An 18,921-nucleotide genomic window follows, 5' to 3' on the forward strand; every position below is an offset into this window, starting at 1 on the left:
GGACGCAGGCGTGCAAGGCGCTGCGCGAGGAGGGCTATCGCATCATCCTCGTCAATTCCAATCCGGCGACGATCATGACCGATCCGGAAATGGTCGGCGAAAATGGCTCCACCTATGTCGAGCCGATCACGCCGGAAGTGGTCGCCAAGATCATTGAAAATGAGCGGGCAAAGTACCCCCAAGAAAAAATGGCCGTGCTCCCCACAATGGGCGGGCAGACCGCGCTGAACACCGCGCTGGCGCTGGAGGCCAATGGCACGCTGGCGAAATATGATGTCGAAATGATCGGTGCAACCGCCGAAGCGATCGACAAGGCCGAAGACCGGATCAAATTCCGCAACGCAATGGACAAGATCGGCCTCGAATCCGCGCGCTCGGGCATCGCCCATACGCTGGAAGAGGCGTTGACCGTGCTCGAGCGCACTGGCCTGCCCGCCATCATCCGCCCCAGCTTCACAATGGGCGGCACCGGCGGCGGGATTGCCTATAATCGCGACGAATTCATCCAGATCGTCACCGGCGGGCTTGATGCCAGCCCGACGACCGAGGTGCTGATCGAGGAATCGCTGCTCGGTTGGAAAGAATATGAGATGGAGGTTGTCCGCGATAAAAAGGACAATGCCATCATCATCTGTTCGATCGAAAATGTCGATCCGATGGGTGTGCATACCGGCGATTCGATCACCGTCGCGCCCGCGCTGACGCTGACTGACAAGGAATATCAGATCATGCGCAACGCGAGCATCGCGACGTTGCGCGAAATCGGAGTCGAAACAGGCGGTTCGAACGTACAGTTCGCAGTCAATCCGAAGGATGGCCGCCTGATCGTGATCGAAATGAACCCGCGCGTGTCGCGGTCTTCGGCGCTGGCATCGAAGGCCACCGGCTTCCCGATTGCCAAGGTCGCGGCCAAGCTCGCGGTCGGCTATACGCTCGACGAAATTGACAATGACATCACCGGTGCGACGCCGGCGTCGTTCGAGCCGACGATCGACTATGTCGTCACCAAAATCCCGCGTTTCGCCTTTGAAAAGTTCAAGGGTTCGGAACCTTTGCTGTCGACCGCGATGAAATCGGTCGGTGAGGTGATGGCGATTGGCCGCAACATCCATGAATCGATGCAAAAGGCGCTGCGCGGTCTTGAAACCGGGCTGTCGGGCTTCAACTATGTCGATGAGTTGAAAGGCGCGCCCAAGGACGAGCTGGCAGCTGCACTGACTCGCGCGACGCCTGACCGTTTGCTGGTTGCGGCGCAGGCGCTGCGCGAAGGCATGTCGGTATCCGAGGTGCACCAATATTCGAAATTCGATCCCTGGTTCCTCGAACGTATGGCAGAGATCGTTGTGGCGGAAGAGGAAGTGAAAACCAACGGTATTCCGCAGGATGCCGAGGGGATGCGCCGCCTGAAAGCCATGGGTTTTTCGGACAAACGCCTCGCTTTCCTCGCGCTCGAATCCGCCCATGTCCGCCCGGGCATGGAATCGGCCATCCGGCGCGGTTCGGGCCTGATCCGCGAGGCCATTGTCGCTATGACCGGCGGGATTACCGAGGCCGAAGTGCGCAAGGCGCGCCATAAGCTGGGCGTCCGCCCGGTGTTCAAGCGCATTGATACTTGTGCGGCGGAATTTGAGGCGAAAACGCCTTATATGTACTCCACCTATGAGGCCCCGACCTTTGGCGAGCCCGAATGCGAGGCGCAACCCAGCGACCGCGAGAAGGTGGTCATCTTGGGTGGCGGTCCGAACCGGATCGGGCAGGGGATCGAGTTCGACTATTGCTGTGTCCACGCATGCTTCGCTCTGGAAGAGGCGGGCTATGAAACAATCATGGTCAACTGCAACCCGGAAACGGTTTCCACCGACTATGACACCAGCGACCGGCTCTATTTCGAGCCGCTGACCGCCGAAGATGTCCTCGAAATCCTGCATGTCGAGCAGCAAAATGGCAAGCTGAAGGGCGTGATCGTGCAGTTTGGCGGGCAGACCCCGCTCAATCTGGCCAAGGCGCTGGAAGATGCAGGCATCCCGATTCTCGGCACATCGCCCGACGCGATTGACCTGGCCGAAGACCGGGAGCGTTTTGCTGCGCTGATCAATAAGCTGAAGCTCAAACAGCCCGAAAATGGCATTGCGCGCAGCCGTGAGGAAGCGATCAAGGTCGCTGAAACCATCGGCTATCCGGTGCTGATGCGGCCTTCTTACGTCCTTGGCGGCCGCGCGATGGAAATTGTCGATACTCAGGCGCAGCTGGAAAATTACATCGAAACCGCAGTCCGCGTATCAGGCGACAGCCCCGTGCTGATCGACCGGTATTTACGCGATGCAGTAGAGGTCGATGTCGATTGTGTTGCCGATGGCGATGACGTCGTGGTGGCGGGCATATTGCAACATATCGAGGAAGCTGGCGTCCATTCGGGCGATAGTGCCTGCACTCTGCCGCCCTATAATCTGCCCGAGGTAATCATCGCCGAAATCCGCCGTCAAGCGGAGGTTCTGGCGCGTGCGCTGAAGGTCAAAGGCCTGATGAACGCGCAGTTCGCGGTAAAAGATGGGCTGGTCTATCTGATCGAAGTCAACCCGCGCGCTTCACGGACCGTGCCCTTTGTCGCCAAGGCGATCGGCGCGCCGATTGCCAAAATTGCGGCGCGGGTGATGGCTGGCGAGAAACTCAAGGATCTTCCCGAAATCAACCTCGATATCGATTATATCGCGGTCAAGGAGGCCGTTTTCCCGTTCAACCGCTTCCCCGGCGTCGACCCCGTGCTTTCGCCAGAAATGAAATCGACCGGCGAAGTGATGGGTATTGACAAGGATTTTGCGATGGCCTTTGCCAAGGCGCAACTGGGTGCCGGCATGACATTGCCGCAGTCGGGCAAGCTGTTCGTTTCAGTGAAAGACAGCGACAAGCCGCATATCGTGCCTGCCGTTTCCAAGCTTATCGAGATGGGCTTCACCGCTTGCGCCACAGGTGGGACCGCCGACTATCTGCAAGGGCAGGGGATCGCCGTCGAACGCGTCAACAAGGTGGCGCAGGGCCGCCCGCATATTGTCGACAAGATAATCGACGGCGAAATCGCTCTGGTGTTCAACACCACAGAGGGCTGGCAGAGCCTGAAAGACAGCGAAGACATCCGCCGTTCGGCGCTGGTCAACAAGGTGAGTTACTTCACCACCGCCAGTGCTTCGCTGGCGGCTGCGGAAGCCATCGAGGCCCTGAAAGCGAGAAAACTTGAAGTTTGCACGCTTCAGGACTATCATAAGCGGTAACAGCACTCCCCATATTGCTGAAAAATTGCGGGCTGGCCCTCCGGCTCCGAGAGAGTTTTTGACTGAAGGAAGACGAGTAGCATGGCGACGATGGACAAAATGCCGATGTTGGCTGAGGGCTTTGAAAAGCTGACTGCTGACCTCAAACGGCTGCGCGAAGAGCGTCCGACCATCATCGACGCCATCGAAGAAGCCCGCGCGCATGGTGACCTCTCGGAAAATGCCGAATATCACGCCGCGAAGGAACGTCAGGGCCAGGTTGAAGCCTCGATTTCGGACATCGAAGACAAGATTAGCCGTGCGCAGATAATTGATCCGACAACGCTTTCGGGCGACAAGATCGTATTTGGCGCGACCGTCACTTTGCTTGATGAAGATGACAAGCCGGTGCGCTATCAGGTTGTGGGTGAAGCCGAAGCAGACGCCAAGGTTGGCCGCATCAGCTATAATTCGCCACTTGGCCGCGCGCTGATCGGTCGTCAGGTCGACGACGAAGTCGAAGTGACCGTGCCGTCGGGCGACAAATATTATCTCGTGCAGAAGATCGAGTTCATTTGATTGTCAATTTCTGGCAGGGATAGGCGATGCATGTAGCCGCCGGACCCGTGACCAAAACAATCGCTGCGATTAACATCGCGCTGGCTGTGCTGGTATTAATACCGGGACTGTATGCGCCGGTTACAGTCGCGGGTGCCCTGATCCCCGCGCGCTTTACGTTCGGTGACGGTGTGTTTGGCGATGTCGGCTATATGCTGCCCGTCTGGCTGACGCCGTTCAGTTCAGCTTTTCTGCATGGTGGCATTTTGCACGTCGCGCTCAACATGCTGATGCTTCTGATGGTGGGTGCCAATCTGGAACGGGTGTTGGGAAGCAAAAGCTTTGCACTGCTTTATGGCGCGGGAGTCGTCGCTTCAGCTGCTGCGCAATTCGCCAGCGACCCGCAGTCAGTGGTACCCGTGGTTGGTGCAAGCGGCGCCATTTCGGCATTGTTTGCAGCGCATATGCAGCTGTTCCCGCGTAATCGGCCCGCCGACTGGGGACGCGTTTCAGGCAAGCTGGTGCACGCGCTGCAATTGCTGGTCGCATGGGTCGCGTTCAACCTGATGCTGGGCTTTGTCGGCCCAGGCATCGGTGTGAATATCGCCATCTGGGCGCATATTGGCGGGTTTGTTGCCGGACTTGCGCTAACCTGGCCGCTGTTGAACTGGCGCTACCGTAACGCCTGATCGTCAAGCCGACTGCTGGTCAGGCTCGAGCAGCTTATGCAGATGCACGACGACATATTTCATTTCGGCATCATCGACCGTGCGCTGCGCGGCACCGCGCCAGGCTTCTTCAGCCTCGGCATAGTCAGCAAAAATGCCGACGATATCGAGCTTGTCGAGTTCACAGAAATCGAGCGTTTGCGGGTCCTTGACGCGACCGCCGAATACCAGATGCAATTTGGCCCGAGCCATTGCCATTTTCCTTGCCTGAGAGAGGGTGCCGTTACGGCTTGGCGGCGCCCTTAGCGAGTTCGGCAAGGAAAGGCTAGAGCGAATTAGTCGCGTTTGCGGGCTTCGTTAGCAGCGGCTTGACCGGCGGCTTTCACCGCTTCGCTCGCCTTGCTGACCAGATCGCGGAACTGGTCACGAATCGCATCGCTGCCAAGTCCGACCTCAGCTACTTTTGCCTTGCCGGCATCTTTTGCTGCATTGGCCGCACGCTTGGCGGTTTCGTTGATGACCTTGCCAGCCTTGCCGAGCACTTTCTTTTCGCGTTGGGTCTTGGGAAGCAGCATCCCGATGATCGCGCCAAGGGCAATGCCACCCGCGACGATTGCGAGCGGGTTCTTATCGATGCCATCGCTGGAGGCTTTGCTCGCCTTCTTCGCCAGCTGCTTAGAGCTTTCTACGCTGCGCGAAGCGGCGGACTTGCTCTTTTCGGCTGCAGCTGCAGCGGAGCGTTTCGCAGCCGCGCTGGCTTCGCGTGCTTTTTCACCTGCATGCGCAATGCTTTCGCGGGCGGTATCGGTTGCGGTTTTCAGATTATCGCCTAGCTTGCTCATCAGTCATCGCCTTCTTCATGCGGTCCGCGGTTGCGAAAACGCTCTATCCAGTTCGAAATGGGTTTCCGTGCGGCAAATAGCAACCCGGCCGCAGCGACAAACCCGATAAGCGGTGCATTTTTTGCAACATTTTGCTTTGCGGACGAACTTGCGGCGGTCAATCGCGCTTTCTGCTTGTCGGCCCAGCGCGTGGAGATTGTACGAGGGTGCAGATCATGCTTTGCTTGCTCGACATCGGAGAGCAGCGTCTGTCGCAAAAGTTTGCGCGCCCGATCGCGCTCCAGTATCGCTTCGCGCTCGGCATCAGCCATGATCGTCGCTTTCATCGAACTTCAGATTATTGGCGGTTCGACGCGCGGCCGAACCGGCGCCCCACGCAGCGAGCGTAAAGCCAACGACGACAATAGCAGTCGCCCACCAAGGGCCGACATAATGGTTCAGGATCAGCAAAAGTCCGAGGATAAGCGCAATAATCGCGCCAGACAGGAAGAAGATGGCCAGAAAAGCCAGAATTCCGGCCTTTCGTATGATCCCGCCGCTGTAACTTAGCCGCGCCTTGGCATATTCTATTTCGGCTTCCGCCAGAGCACGCACATCAGCCACCAGTGTTCGAACCTGTTCTGTGGGCGAGGGCGGGGCGGCTTCTGTGTCGCTGGCGGGAGAGGTGTCTTTATCCATCACTCCCCCGCCTTTAATGCGGCAAGCCGTTTTATTGAAGCCGTTTCGGCGTCAGTCGCGTCCCGAACGGACGAGGCGCGCCAGTACAAAGCCAATTGCTGCCGCAGCTCCGATAGCCGCGCCGGGGCTCTTGCGGATGAACTGTCGCGTATCTTCAAGAATATCGTCGACCTGCTTGGCGTCCATTTTGCCGGCAAGATCATCGACTGCATCCGCAGCCTTGCGAGCGTAATCGCCATATTGCGCGCCGACCTTTTCATCGATTTGCTCCGCGCTGTCGCGCAGGATCTTGCCAAAGCCTTCGAGGGCCTCGCTTGCTTTATCCTTGCCGCTTTCGGCGGCTTCGCGGGCGCGACCTGCGGCTTTGTCTTTCATATTGGCAAATTCGGTTTTCATCTTGGTTTTGACCTCTGTCTCGACCTTGCCGGGATTGGGCTTCGCCTTTGTGACGGCTGTTTTGGCAGCTGTTGTTTTGGTTGACGTCGACTTGGTAGTAGTGGCCTTGGGCTTCGCAGCAGGCTTCTTCGCTGCGGCAGCGGGTTTCTTGGGTGTAGCCATTTCAATCCTCCTTTCGGGACCATTTTCACCCATATTGGTACTGCAGGTGCTTTAGTCAACTAGGACAGCACGATTTTGCAAGTCTGGCCATGCATTCATATTCCATTGGCCTCGGATTGAGCACCGATTGCCAGCACGGGAAATAGCGATTAAGGGCGCGGCGAACATTTCTCCCGGGAGCCTCACATGACAGCCATCATCAATATCCACGCCCGCGAAATCCTCGACAGCCGGGGCAACCCGACCGTCGAAGTCGATGTTCTGCTGGAGGATGGCAGTTTTGGTCGGGCGGCGGTTCCTTCTGGTGCATCGACCGGTGCACATGAAGCAGTCGAAAAGCGCGATGGCGACAAGAGCCGCTATATGGGCAAAGGCGTCCAACATGCGGTAGAGGCTGTTATCAATGAAATCGAACCGCTTCTGACTGATTTTGAGGCGGAAGATCAGGAAGACATCGATGCCGCTATGATTGCGCTCGATGGCACTGAAAACAAATCCCGCCTCGGGGCTAATGCAATTCTTGGCGTGAGCCTTGCCGTTGCAAAGGCCGCCGCAGACGCGCGCGGCCTGCCACTCTATCGCTATGTTGGCGGGGTCAATGCCAAGGTGCTGCCCGTTCCGATGATGAACATCATCAATGGCGGGGAACATGCCGATAACCCGATCGACTTCCAGGAGTTCATGATCATGCCAGTAGGCGCAGACAGCCTTGCCGAAGCTGTGCGCTGGGGTTCGGAAATTTTCCACACGCTCAAAAAAGGCTTGCACGAAAAAGGCCTTGCGACGGCGGTAGGCGATGAAGGAGGCTTTGCGCCCAACCTCTCGTCGACCCGCGCGGCGCTCGATTTCATCATGGCCTCGATTGAAAAAGCAGGGTTCAAGGCGGGCGACGATGTGGTTCTGGCGCTCGATTGTGCGGCCACCGAATTCTTCAAAAGCGGCAAATATGAAATCAGTGGGGAAGGGCTCTCGCTCGATCCACACACCATGGCGCAATATCTTGCAGATTTGTGCGCAGACTATCCGATCAAGTCGATCGAAGACGGCATGGCCGAAGACGATTTCGAAGGCTGGAAGGCCGTGACCGATATGATCGGCAACAAGGTCCAGCTGGTTGGCGACGATCTTTTCGTTACCAATCCGAAGCGTCTGGCGATGGGCATCGAAAAAGGCCTCGCCAATTCGCTGCTCGTTAAGGTCAACCAGATCGGTACACTGTCTGAAACGCTGGCTGCCGTATCGATGGCTCAGCGCGCTTCCTATACAGCCGTCATGTCGCACCGCTCGGGTGAAACCGAGGACTCGACGATCGCCGATCTTGCTGTCGCCACCAACTGCGGACAGATCAAGACTGGCAGCCTTGCCCGATCAGACCGTCTGGCCAAGTACAACCAGCTTATCCGTATCGAGGAAGAGTTGGGATCGAGCGCAATTTACGCCGGGCGTTCCATCTTCCGGTGATTGCGCCGTCTGACGCCATGATGGTATAGAACCTTATGGCCAAGGCAAAGCGCAAGACGAATCCAGAAGAATTCCGGGCAAAGCTGGTCACGGCTGCTGCGCTGGTGGCATTGTTGCTGATAGCGGCCTATGCGCTGCTTGGCCCAACGGGGATCCTCGCATGGGCCGAATATCGGCAGGCGATCAATGAACGCAGCCAAGAGTTGGCGAAGCTGGAAAAGGAACGCGATGCACTGCGCAACCGCCAGAGGTTGCTTGATCGCGACAATGTTGATCCGGATCTGGCGGGTGAGTTGATGCGCAAGGAGTTGAATGTCGTTGCGCCTGACGAAATTGTTATCCCGCTGAAGGATAATGAATAGCTATGTCTTATAGGCCCGCCACATAAAGGCACTTCCATCTGCCTGCGCGATTGACTAGTCGCTTTCCCTAACGTCAAACCAAAAGCCCGTGAGAGGACGACGCATTGGCAAAATCCCCAGCTAGCAAACCGAGCAAGGCCAAAGCCGCATCGGTTTCGACCGACGCGATTGCGAACCGCGAACGTCCCGCAACTCCGGTGCCTTACAAGGCGAGCAAGGAAGAACTGCTCGAATTCTACAAGCAGATGCTGTTGATTCGTCGGTTCGAAGAAAAGGCGGGGCAGTTGTACGGTCTCGGTCTTATCGGCGGATTTTGCCACCTCTATATCGGACAGGAAGCCGTCGCCATCGGGCTTCAATCGGCTCTGACTCCCGGCAAAGACAGTGTTATCACCGGATATCGTGATCATGGCCACATGCTGGCTTATGGCATCGATCCCAACATCATCATGGCGGAATTGACGGGCCGTGCCGCGGGGATATCCAAAGGCAAGGGCGGGTCGATGCATATGTTTTCGACCGAGCACAAATTCTACGGCGGCCACGGCATTGTTGGCGCGCAGGTCTCGCTTGGCGCTGGCCTCGCCTTCGCGCACAAATATAACAATGATGGCGGCGTATGCCTTGCCTATTTCGGCGACGGCGCGGCCAACCAAGGCCAGGTTTACGAGAGCTTCAACATGGCCGAGCTCTGGAAACTGCCGATCATTTTCGTGATCGAGAATAACCAATATGCGATGGGAACAAGTGTCAATCGCGCCTCGGCCGAAGACCAGCTTTATCGCCGCGGTGAAAGCTTCCGCATTCCGGGACTTCAGGTTGATGGTATGGATGTGCTGGCTGTTCGCGGGGCAGCCGAAGTTGCGCTCGATTGGGTGCGCAGCGGCAAGGGGCCGATCCTGCTTGAGATGAAAACATATCGCTATCGCGGTCACTCTATGTCCGATCCGGCCAAATATCGCAGTCGCGAAGAAGTACAGTCGGTGCGTGAAAAATCCGATCCGATCGACGGGTGCAAGGAAGATTTGCTCGCAATGGGTGTTGTTGAGGACGAGTTGAAAGCCATCGAAAAGGAAATCCGCGCGATCGTCAACGCATCGGCGGAATTCGCGGAGCAAGCACCTGAACCGGAACTTTCCGAACTCTATACTGACGTGCTGGTGGAGACTTACTGATGGCAATCGAGCTCAAAATGCCCGCTTTGTCGCCCACCATGGAAGAGGGCACGCTGGCGAAATGGCTGGTGAAGGAAGGCGATAGTGTGTCCTCTGGCGACATCCTTGCCGAAATCGAGACCGACAAGGCGACGATGGAATTTGAGGCGGTTGACGAAGGCACCGTTTCACAGATCCTGGTGGCCGAAGGCACCGATGGCGTGAAGGTTGGCACTGTCATCGCTTTGATTGCAAGCGACGATGAGGTAGCCGCTCCTGCGCCAGTTGCAAAAACTGAACCGGCAGAAGTCGCAGTTGTCGAAGCGCCGAAGCCTGTCGCTACTCCTCCAAAAGTTGCAGCCGAACCCTCAGTTCCCGCTGGTACAGCTATGGCGACGGTTACGGTTCGTGAAGCGCTTCGTGATGCGATGGCAGAAGAAATGCGAGCTGACGACCGCATCTTTGTGATGGGTGAGGAAGTCGCCGAATATCAGGGTGCCTATAAAGTCACCCAAGGCCTGCTCGAGGAATTTGGGCCGCGCCGCGTCATTGATACCCCGATCACCGAATACGGATTTGCCGGCATTGGCACGGGGGCCGCTATGGGTGGCCTGCGCCCGGTGATTGAATTCATGACCTTCAACTTTGCGATGCAGGCGATTGACCATATCATCAATTCAGCGGCGAAGACCAATTATATGTCCGGTGGCCAGATGCGTTGCCCTATTGTCTTCCGCGGCCCCAATGGCGCTGCGGCGCGCGTCGGTGCACAGCATAGCCAGAATTACGCCCCCTGGTATGCCAGCGTTCCCGGCCTGATCGTGATTTCACCTTACGACGCCGCTGACGCCAAGGGCTTGTTGAAAGCCGCAATTCGCTGTGAGGACCCGGTTGTCTTCCTCGAAAACGAGCTGATGTACGGTCGCAGCTTTGACGTGCCGGCTGTCGACGATTTCGTCCTGCCGATCGGTAAGGCCCGCGTCGTGCGGGAAGGCCGCGATGTCACTATCGTCTCCTATTCGATTGGTGTCGGCTTTGCACTGGAAGCTGCCGAAAAGCTGGGAGGTGAGGGGATTGATGCCGAAGTCATCGACCTGCGTACCATCCGTCCGCTGGATAAAGCCACGGTGCTGGCCAGCTTGGCCAAAACCAATCGCCTTGTCATCGCGGAGGAGGGCTGGGCAACCTGTTCAGTCGGCAGCGAGATTTCTGCCATTTGCATGGAAGAAGGCTTCGATGATCTCGACGCTCCAGTCTTGCGCATTGCAAACGAAGATGTGCCGATGCCTTATGCGGCCAACCTGGAACGCGCGACGCTGATAAACGCCGACAAGATTGCCAGTGGTGTCAGGAAATTGTTCGGCCGCTAGAATTTGGCGAACGCCATCAACTGCAAGTTGAAGCAGTGACACCTTCGGCATTGTAGATTTGCGTGAAATCGCGCGAGTCACGAACGATCATTGCGGAAGTGGCCACAATTTCCTTCTCCACCAGATTGGAGAAGCCAATGTCGAGCATTGGCCGGAAGTGATAGTGGATTTCGGCAAACATGACAGCGCCATATTCCGGAGCTGTCACTTGGCGGCCTGCCGGCCCGATGCCATCGACATTGCCATGGGTTCCCGGCTTGCCATAAAGTGGTTGATAATGCGTACCTGGGCCTGAGCAACGCTGCCACCGAATGCGGAATTTGTTGGTCGGGTTGGGATTGGCAACCGGCTCCACGCTGGACAAAAATATGCGTGCATTCCCGCGCGAAACGACCTGATTGGTGCCCGGATCGAGATAGGGGTGAAAGCCATCCAAAGTCAGACCGCGGCCTTCATGACGGGCACCCGTGAATACGTCGTTGATATCGATTTCCGACACACGTTTTGCCGACAAGAGGCTGTTGGCGCCCATGCGAGCGGCGTTATCGGCCACGTGAACCACAATCTGGTTTACCTGCATTGTGGTCGCTGCATAATTTGCCGTTTCAATACCGGCAACGGCGAGGCCCATAAAGAATGGAAGCGATACAGCGAACTCGACAAGTGCTAGTCCGCTGCGATCTTTGCGCAACGCGGATGCAAAAGTGCGGATATTCTGATGTCTTTTCATGATGTCAGTCATCGCAGTTTCTCGTTTGTGGAGCGGCATAAGCGGCCTGTTCCGCATAAGGCTGGTTCGCCAAAACCGTATTCGCGGCAATGGTGATTTGCTCCGGCAGGCCGATCAATGAGGCCAAGGGGAACAGGCGGTCATAAGTTACTGTCACGGTGACAATTGAAACGTCCTTCGCGCCACCCTGGCCTTCGTCACCGCCATCGGAGTCCCAGGTTTCGTTCAAATTGGCGTCAACATACGGCTCGCCATTGTCACAGACACCATTATCATTGGTATCGGTATATTCTTCTTCGTCAGCGTTAAATGCATTGGAGAAATTGCGATAATAGCGACGTTTGACTATGATCCCTTCGTCCGGATCGATGCTATTGTTCAGTTTTCGGATCTGGTTTTTGATGCGCGCATCAATGGCTTCCTGCTTTGCCAGAATGCCGCCATCCTCAAGCGCGGAGTCGCGCGCCACTTCCTGAATGGCCCCATCGATAACGGTGCGCATATACAATGTATGGCCGACATCCATTGTCCCTAAAAGCATTGTAACGACGGCAGGAGCTATCAATCCGAATTCGGTTACCGAAACAGCAGATTGGTCGCGTAGCAGATTTTGCAGTTCGAATTTCTTCATCGCAACCATCCTCAGGTTGTCAGGCGCAGGGCAGCGATTTGTCCCGCGATCTGTTTGAACTGGGTCGTCAGGCTGACGCCCGGCTGATATTGGAAGAATTTGCCAGGCGAAGCGCATGCTTGGAGATTTGCATTGGTCGTACTGTTTACGTCCGACCCATAGGATACGACCCATAATGTTATGTTCATATTCTTGACTGCCGTGCAGAGCGCCGCAGTGCGCTGATCCGTCAAAGTGTTCAAAGTCGAAGTCGACGGAGCGCCGTCGGTCTGGAGTCTGTCGAACCAGGGAACATTATAAGCCGACAGGGCATCCGAATTGGCGTTGGTATCGCCGTCGGTCATGAAAATCATGTGCCGCTGCACATTGTCATTGGCCACAGCATTGTGTTCGGCGAAAATGCCTGTTGGCGACATAAGGCGGGCACCCCACAACATGCCAATGTCATGGAATGTATAACCATCGGTGGTCAGGTTGTTAATGTAAGTCTGAAAAACACCCGGATCCCAAACTTCAAGTAGCTTGGAAGGTGAGGGGCAAGCAGTGGTGGTGCTGCCCGATGTCGGGCGGCTGAAATTGGACGTTGTCGTAACGGGGTTGAGCGTCCAGCCATTTGAGTCGCTGCGCGAATACAACACATCCTTCAGACGCGGACCCCATAATGTGGTCGGGTCGGACGAAGTGGGGATAAGGTCGATTGCCATATCCTTTTGCGGTGATGTTGCCGACGTGTCCCATGTGGTCACATTTTTCTGCGTCGGGCGTTCGAGTATGCAACCATCCCAGTTGATCGTAGTGTTGGCACCGCTTGTGCCAATCGGCAGCGTTATCGAACTGTTGTAGCTGTTCGTTCCCGTATTTTTGAGTCCCGATACATCAACTGCGATGCGATCATAGGTCCAGTTGTTGAACACCGTTTTAGGTATCCAAGTCACTGGTCGCGAAGCGGTATATTCGGTGGTTGTCACCGAAGAGCTGACTTTGCGCTGCAAATAGCATTTCTTGTTTTTGCTGACGTTATTATTATCAGGAATATAGCGATATTCGGTTGATCCGCTCGTCACGGTTTTTTCGTAATAAGACGTCGTTGAATTGGCTGGATATGTCGGTGTGTCGGTCGACGTTTCATAAGGTCCGTTTGTCGTCGGGCCTGTATTTTGCGTCGGCGGCCAGGAAATGTTGTTGCAGTTAAGCGGCGCTTTGCTGACAGAAACCGTCTTCAAATAAGTTGTGCCATTTATGGTTATATTGTTCCCCATATACTGCCAGCTGCCGGTCGTCGGATCGGTCGAGGGCGAACCAACTTGCGTTAGCGGACCTGGCGTACCCAAAGTGTAACTAAAGTCGGGGTCAACGGTCGTGTTTGCACGGCGAGTCTGATAATACCATGTATCCGCCATATATTCGAGTGGAAGCAGGCGACCGACATTGACGTTGATCGAATAGGGCACAAATCCGAAACGGATCTGCGATGTGTTCGAAGCGGACTCAACCGGATCGGCGCTCTCTCCGCATTCCGTCGCCGAAACATCGGCAATGTTTTTCTGGGTTAGCGTTTCGTAAAAGCATTTAACCGCTTTACGCAATTCGGTTATTTTCACGGGATTCGTTGCCGATACAGACTCACTGGAGTCTACGGCACTGTCCATCGACCCCGTGGTATCGAGCACGAACATGACATCGGAATTGGGGATGCGCATTTCGGCACTGCAGCTGACACTTATTGTGCGCTCTTCCTGGCCAAGCACTTTCATCAGCGTCATCGGAATATCGACCGATGCAGTGCCGGAAACTTTGCCGCCTAATTCGGTAAAGGACCTTTGAATATTTTCTGTGCCATATGCACCGCTTTCAAAGTTCGCATTGAAGGCGGCGAGGGCCTGAGTGTTGGCGCGGCCGCTATTGTCCGCCCAGGCACCACCGGCCATGACCTTACGACCCATCAGCGCACCGGCATCGCATGCCGCCTGAAGGCGTGTCTGCGTGAGATAGATACGGCTCATGTCGACACTGCCACCGACAAGACCGATTACCGGGATGACAGCTGCGGCCATAATTGCGATGGTATTACCGGCTTGGTCCTTGCACAGGCGCGAAAGCACGCCGGTGAGACTGTTTGTCTCCAGTTTCTTCTTCACTGCGACAATCCCCTGTCAAATCCAATTAGATTCATTGTGCCATCTACATTGACGGTCGTAACCGTCCTCTGAAGAAACAGGGTTAGGAACGGGTTAATTTGCAGGGAAATTCAGCATGCTAAGTGTTGGAAAGACAGGTTTTCAGGGTAATTTCCACTGTTTCGAGTTAACCTTTTCACGTCTTTTGTGCGAAACATCTCCAGCCGAGGGCCTTGTGCCTAACCCTGAATCCGTGTTTGGGGATGGGTGATGGAAGTCGAAAATCATCTCAGTCCTCCGCAGCAAATGGCCGTTGCCCATGCGCCATCGGCGCTACGCAATGCGTTGTCCATCTTGCTGGAATTCGATAACCGTATGATGGCGATCGCCTCCAAAGGGCAGGAACCGGTATTAAAACAGCTGCGATATGCATGGTGGAGAGAGCAACTGGGGAAGCCCACCGATCAACGGCCTAAGGGTGAGCCGCTTCTTGCCAGAATTAGGGCCGAAAATTCATCGCACCACCTTGAAGAAGCGTTGAGTGAATTGCTTGATGCCTGGGATATTGTCGTTTCTTCAGAAGATGCCGACGCACAATCCGCACTGGACAAGGCCTGTATAGTGCGCGGGAACGCGATCTTCGGGCGTTATGCGGATTGGGTGGGTGTGAACCAGCTAGCTCTCGAAAGGGCCCGAAAAGCTGGCGCGATTTGGTCGCGACAAAGCTTTGGGTTGGCAATAGCTTCTGCAAACCTCGAACTCGTGACGGGCCTCAAGCCTCTAAACCTCTTGCTCCTGTCAGCTGGCATTGAGGCGGAAACCAGTATGTTACGGCGAACTGGCAAATATGCACGCTTGTTCTGGCATGCCTTGACGAACCGCTAGAAATTCGCACAATCGGGGCCTTCACACAGGGTGGTGCCGGAGTGTTGAGCCATGCGGAAGCTTTTGGCTGGCGCGGGCATTGCCCTGATTGCCTCTTCGCTGGGATATTGGTTTTGGCAGAGTTGGGCTGCCGCTGACCCGATCATACCGCAACCACCGCCCGAGGAACCTGCGCCGCTGGAGCTGCCTGTTGCGGGCAAGGACGCGCCAGCCTTTGGCGCTCCGCCGCCTGAGCCGCCCAAGGCAGCAAAGCTGAGCCGGGAGGAGGTGCGCTTCAACCGCTATGATCGCAACCGCGACGATCTGGTTTCACGGATCGAGATGATGTCGAGCCGCACCAAGGACTTCAAGAAACTCGACCGCGACGGCAATAATTTGCTGTCTTTCGAAGAGTGGGCGGCTGCAACAGGCGAACGCTTCGCCGGCGCAGACTCCAATCGCGACAATTTGTTGACCCGTAAGGAATTCCTGTCAACGCGACCGAAACGCGTGGCTAAGCCTAACTGCCGCTGCTGACCTTGAATTTGTCCATCCAGCGTTCCAGATCGGATCGCGCACGGTTTGTCATAAACGCCTTGCGCTCTTTCTTGTGCACCTTGCCCTCGGGCGGCGGGAACAGGCCGAAATTGATGTTCATCGGTTGATAGCTATCCGCCTCTGCATCGCCGGTGATGTGGTGAAGCAACGCGCCGAAAGCAGTCGTTGCGGGCGGAGGAGAAAAGGCCCGCCCCGCGAGTTCACTCGCCGCCATGATGCCCGCCATCAAACCCACTGCTGCGCTTTCGACATAGCCCTCGCACCCGGTAATCTGCCCGGCAAAGCGGATATGTGGCGCCGATTTCAGCCGCAACTGACGGTCGAGCAATATCGGTGAGCGGATGAAGGTGTTGCGATGCAATCCGCCCAGTCGTGCAAATTCGGCCTTCTCCAAGCCCGGGATGGTGCGGAACAATTCGACCTGCGCGCCATGCTTCATCTTGGTCTGGAAACCGACCATGTTCCACAAAGTGCCCTGTTTATTATCCTGCCGCAATTGCACCACCGCATGCGGCCAGCGCCCGGTTTTGGGATTATCGAGCCCCACCGGCTTCATCGGGCCAAAGCGCAGCGTATCAAGCCCGCGCTCGGCCATCACCTCGATAGGCATGCAGCCTTCGAAATAGGGGGTGTCGGTCTCCCATTCCTTGAACTCGGCCTTTGGCGCATCGAGCAGGCCCTGATGAAAGGCCAGATATTGGTCCTTATCCATTGGGCAGTTGATATAATCCTTGCTGTCACCCTTGTCCCAGCGCGAAGCATACCACGCGACGTCCAAGTCGATGCTGTCATGATAGACGATGGGGGCAATCGCATCGAAAAAGGCGAGGCTGTCCTGACCGGTAGCTGCGAGAACGCTTTGCGCCAGCGATTGGGCGGTCAGCGGCCCGGTTGCGACAATCGTCAGGCCATCCGTTGGCAGCTTATCGACGCGTTCGCGGACAATTTCGACATTAGGCTGTTCGGAAAGCAAACGCGTGACTTCACCCGAAAACACATCGCGGTCGACGGCGAGGGCGGATCCCGCGGGTACCTTGGCCACTTCGGCGGCGCGCATCACCAGCGAGTCCAGCTTGCGCAATTCCTGATGCAGCAAGCCAACCGCATTATTATCGGCATCGTCTGAACGAAAGCTATTCGAGCAGACCATTTCGGCAAGACCATCGGTCTGGTGTGCAGGCGTCATATCGCCGCCGCCACGCATTTCGGACAGACGTACCTGGACCCCGCGCTTGGCAAGCTGCCACGCCGCTTCGCTTCCGGCAAGCCCGCCGCCGATGATATGAACCTGATGATTAGACATAGGCCGCGCCGCTATCAAAAAAGCATGGCGATGCACAGGCAAAAGCGGCATGCTTCGTGGCATGAGCTTCCTCTGCACCATTTCCGACGAGCGGGTGATCGAGCGCCCAGTGCTGCGGGTGCCGCCTGCTGACACGCACAAATATGCGCGGGGGAGCGCGATGGTGTTCAGCGGGCCTGCCTTGCATACGGGGGCATCGCGATTGACAGCGCAGGCGGCGCTGGCGGTCGGCGCGGGGTTGGTGACGCTGGTGGGCGAGCGCGACGCACTGCACGAACATGCCGCTCATGTGACGGCGATCATGCTGCGCGAGGAAGACGCGCATTTGGCGATCATTGACGATCGGGTGCGCGCCGCCGCAATCGGGCCGGGGGCAGGAGTATCGGCGCAAACCCGCGAGCGGGTGCTGCGCCTGCTGCATCGCGGTTTGCCGCTGGTGCTTGATGCCGACGCGATAACCAGTTTTGAGGGGCAGACAGCGGAGTTCTTCAAAGCGTTGCACGACCAGGTCGTCCTCACCCCGCATGAAGGCGAATTTGCGCGAGTCTTTCCTGCCATCGACCTTAATGATCGGCTGACCGCGGCGCGACTGGCGGCGGAACTGAGTGGTGCCGTGATATTGCTCAAAGGGCCTGAAACAATCGTGGCGGCACCTGACGGGCGGTTGGCGGTCAACCGCCACGCCTCGCCTTGGCTGGCGACGGCGGGATCGGGGGATGTGTTGGCAGGGCTCATTTGCGGCTTGCTCGCGCAGGGAAATACGGCGTTCGAAGCCGCGTGCATCGGCGCGTGGTTACATGGCGATATTGGTGTCCGCTCCGGGCCAGGGTTGACCGCGGATGGAATGATGGACTGGATTCCGCTTGTCTTGGCTGGATGCCTCGGCAAAGGATGAAGCGATGACCCAAGATCTCGCCCATAAACGCCCTTGGCTGTTTGGCAGCCTGTTGTTCGGGCTGAGCTTTCCGCTGTCGTGGCAGCTCGATATGCCCGAAATTGCCGCGATTGCGTGGAAGATGGGCGGGGTGGGGCTGCTTGCCGGTTTTGCCTTGCGCAAGCATCACACCGGCGAATTTCTGTTGCTCGCGGCGGTGATGGCCTTTTGGGCGCAGGGCGACGGCTTGCTCGAGATCGACATGATCTGGGGCGCGATTGCCTTTGCCATTGGCCATGTGATCGCCATCGCGCTGTTCCTGCGCCACCGCCGGGTGCATCCGGTGTTAAGCCAGAAATTGCTCGCGGTTGCGGTGTTCATTCTCGCGCCGGTAATTGCCTTTTACCTGCCCGCCGAGCGGGAGTTGGGGATGCAGGCGGCGGTCTATACCTTGTTCGTCGCAGGCATGGCGGCCTGTGCGTGGAACAGCAATTTCCCGCGCTACCGCGTCGGCCTCGGCGCTATGGCCTTTGTCGCATCCGACCTGCTGATTTTTGCGCGGGCAGGGGCGTTGGCAGAGGCGGGATGGGTTAGCCTTGCCATTTGGGTGCTCTATTATGGCGGCGTTTTGATGGTCGCGACCGGGGTGGTGACAACCTTGGTCAAGCGCGGGCATTTCGCCGAGGGGTAATCCCGAATGCAGCGCAACTGCACTTAAACTCTCCGCGTTCTCTGCGCCTCTGCGTGAGCCAAATTTTTTATCACGCAGAGGCGCAGAGGTCGCAGAGGATAGGGAATGCGCTTTGCGCGATTGGCCATTAGGTGTTGGTGGCCCATCCATGGATTTATACTCGATGGGGCCTTTGTCCTCATCTTCCTCCTCGTCTTCCTCCTCAAAACCCGCGGATTCTTCACAAAGTAGAAGCGAAGCCCTTACCCTTGACCGGG

20 protein-coding genes are annotated in these 18,921 nt (G+C 56.8%); 11 read left to right on the top strand and 9 right to left on the bottom strand.

The genetic code is table 11. The features are described 5' to 3' along the window. The 3 genes from carB to PKC81_RS12580 form a co-directional block, all read left to right on the top strand. A partial coding sequence (gene carB, locus PKC81_RS12570; RefSeq protein ID WP_324336614.1) for a carbamoyl-phosphate synthase large subunit occupies nt 1-3,266 on the top strand: 3,266 nt, incomplete at its 5' end. A gap of 81 nt (nt 3,267-3,347) precedes the next feature. Further along, nucleotides 3,348-3,824 carry a transcription elongation factor GreA gene (gene greA / locus PKC81_RS12575; RefSeq protein ID WP_298603782.1) on the top strand — a complete coding sequence of 159 codons (477 nt, stop codon included), beginning with the start codon at nt 3,348-3,350 and terminating at the stop codon, nt 3,822-3,824. Between the two features lie 47 nt (nt 3,825-3,871). Further along, nucleotides 3,872-4,492, top strand: coding sequence for a rhomboid family intramembrane serine protease (locus PKC81_RS12580; RefSeq protein ID WP_324336617.1), 621 nt, complete (start codon nt 3,872-3,874; stop codon nt 4,490-4,492). Nucleotides 4,493-4,495: 3 nt separating this feature from the next. Here PKC81_RS12580 and PKC81_RS12585 read toward each other — a convergent pair whose 3' ends face one another. The 5 genes from PKC81_RS12585 to PKC81_RS12605 form a co-directional block, all read right to left on the bottom strand. Further along, on the bottom strand, nt 4,496-4,723 hold the full coding sequence (locus PKC81_RS12585; protein ID WP_324336619.1) for a DUF4170 domain-containing protein: 228 nt from the start codon (nt 4,721-4,723) through the stop codon (nt 4,496-4,498). Between the two features lie 83 nt (nt 4,724-4,806). Continuing rightward, nucleotides 4,807-5,313 (bottom strand): hypothetical protein, encoded by a 507-nt coding sequence (locus tag PKC81_RS12590; protein WP_324336621.1) that lies wholly within the window; start codon nt 5,311-5,313, stop codon nt 4,807-4,809. After that, complete coding sequence (locus tag PKC81_RS12595) at nt 5,313-5,624, bottom strand: hypothetical protein (protein WP_324336622.1); 312 nt, start codon at nt 5,622-5,624, stop codon at nt 5,313-5,315. The genes PKC81_RS12590 and PKC81_RS12595 overlap by 1 nt, the downstream gene beginning before the upstream one ends. Beyond that, the gene (locus PKC81_RS12600) at nt 5,617-5,991 is read right to left on the bottom strand and encodes a phage holin family protein (RefSeq protein WP_324336624.1); all 375 of its coding nucleotides are present in this window, start codon (nt 5,989-5,991) and stop codon (nt 5,617-5,619) included. The genes PKC81_RS12595 and PKC81_RS12600 overlap by 8 nt, the downstream gene beginning before the upstream one ends. A 51-nt stretch (nt 5,992-6,042) precedes the next feature. After that, nucleotides 6,043-6,549 carry a hypothetical protein gene (locus PKC81_RS12605; RefSeq protein ID WP_324336626.1) on the bottom strand — a complete coding sequence of 169 codons (507 nt, stop codon included), beginning with the start codon at nt 6,547-6,549 and terminating at the stop codon, nt 6,043-6,045. 186 nt (nt 6,550-6,735) lie between these two features. Here PKC81_RS12605 and eno point away from each other — a divergent pair, with 186 nt between their 5' ends. The 4 genes from eno (at nt 6,736) to PKC81_RS12625 (ending at nt 10,896) form a co-directional block, all read left to right on the top strand. Continuing rightward, the gene (gene eno / locus PKC81_RS12610) at nt 6,736-8,010 is read left to right on the top strand and encodes a phosphopyruvate hydratase (RefSeq protein ID WP_324336628.1); all 1,275 of its coding nucleotides are present in this window, start codon (nt 6,736-6,738) and stop codon (nt 8,008-8,010) included. A 35-nt stretch (nt 8,011-8,045) separates the two neighbouring features. Next, complete coding sequence (locus PKC81_RS12615; protein WP_324336631.1) at nt 8,046-8,372, top strand: septum formation initiator family protein; 327 nt, start codon at nt 8,046-8,048, stop codon at nt 8,370-8,372. A 104-nt stretch (nt 8,373-8,476) separates the two neighbouring features. Beyond that, nucleotides 8,477-9,547, top strand: coding sequence for a pyruvate dehydrogenase (acetyl-transferring) E1 component subunit alpha (gene pdhA, locus PKC81_RS12620; protein ID WP_324336633.1), 1,071 nt, complete (start codon nt 8,477-8,479; stop codon nt 9,545-9,547). Beyond that, nucleotides 9,547-10,896 carry a pyruvate dehydrogenase complex E1 component subunit beta gene (locus tag PKC81_RS12625; protein ID WP_324336635.1) on the top strand — a complete coding sequence of 450 codons (1,350 nt, stop codon included), beginning with the start codon at nt 9,547-9,549 and terminating at the stop codon, nt 10,894-10,896. The genes pdhA and PKC81_RS12625 overlap by 1 nt, the downstream gene beginning before the upstream one ends. Before the next feature lie 16 nt (nt 10,897-10,912). Here the strand turns inward: PKC81_RS12625 and PKC81_RS12630 are convergent, their stop codons facing one another. The 3 genes from PKC81_RS12630 to PKC81_RS12640 are packed head-to-tail and all read right to left on the bottom strand — an operon-like array spanning nt 10,913 to nt 14,395. Further along, the gene (locus PKC81_RS12630; RefSeq protein WP_324336637.1) at nt 10,913-11,638 is read right to left on the bottom strand and encodes a TadE/TadG family type IV pilus assembly protein; all 726 of its coding nucleotides are present in this window, start codon (nt 11,636-11,638) and stop codon (nt 10,913-10,915) included. Then, complete coding sequence (locus PKC81_RS12635) at nt 11,631-12,257, bottom strand: TadE family protein (RefSeq protein ID WP_324336639.1); 627 nt, start codon at nt 12,255-12,257, stop codon at nt 11,631-11,633. The genes PKC81_RS12630 and PKC81_RS12635 overlap by 8 nt, the downstream gene beginning before the upstream one ends. Nucleotides 12,258-12,268: 11 nt before the next feature. Beyond that, nucleotides 12,269-14,395 (bottom strand): TadE/TadG family type IV pilus assembly protein, encoded by a 2,127-nt coding sequence (locus PKC81_RS12640; protein ID WP_324336641.1) that lies wholly within the window; start codon nt 14,393-14,395, stop codon nt 12,269-12,271. A 249-nt stretch (nt 14,396-14,644) separates the two neighbouring features. Between PKC81_RS12640 and PKC81_RS12645 the strand changes: the two genes are divergently transcribed. Further along, a complete protein-coding gene (locus PKC81_RS12645; protein ID WP_324336643.1) occupies nt 14,645-15,259 on the top strand; it encodes a hypothetical protein in 615 nt (204 codons plus the stop codon). 51 nt (nt 15,260-15,310) lie between these two features. Next, nucleotides 15,311-15,775, top strand: coding sequence for a hypothetical protein (locus tag PKC81_RS12650; RefSeq protein WP_324336645.1), 465 nt, complete (start codon nt 15,311-15,313; stop codon nt 15,773-15,775). On the opposite strand, the gene trmFO is transcribed toward PKC81_RS12650, so the two are convergent. Further along, nucleotides 15,759-17,099 (bottom strand): methylenetetrahydrofolate--tRNA-(uracil(54)-C(5))-methyltransferase (FADH(2)-oxidizing) TrmFO, encoded by a 1,341-nt coding sequence (gene trmFO / locus PKC81_RS12655; RefSeq protein WP_324336647.1) that lies wholly within the window; start codon nt 17,097-17,099, stop codon nt 15,759-15,761. The genes PKC81_RS12650 and trmFO overlap by 17 nt on opposite strands. Before the next feature lie 61 nt (nt 17,100-17,160). Here trmFO and PKC81_RS12660 point away from each other — a divergent pair, with 61 nt between their 5' ends. Both PKC81_RS12660 and PKC81_RS12665 read left to right on the top strand, forming a co-directional pair. Next, nucleotides 17,161-17,994, top strand: coding sequence for an NAD(P)H-hydrate dehydratase (locus PKC81_RS12660; protein WP_324336649.1), 834 nt, complete (start codon nt 17,161-17,163; stop codon nt 17,992-17,994). Between the two features lie 4 nt (nt 17,995-17,998). Beyond that, entirely contained in the window at nt 17,999-18,664 is a 666-nt protein-coding gene (locus PKC81_RS12665; RefSeq protein ID WP_324336650.1) for a lysoplasmalogenase family protein, read from the top strand. Nucleotides 18,665-18,921: the final 257 nt, after the last annotated feature.

Origin of the sequence: Sphingorhabdus sp., assembly GCF_035329025.1 — a bacterium.
In the GTDB taxonomy this organism is placed as follows: domain Bacteria; phylum Pseudomonadota; class Alphaproteobacteria; order Sphingomonadales; family Sphingomonadaceae; genus Sphingorhabdus_B.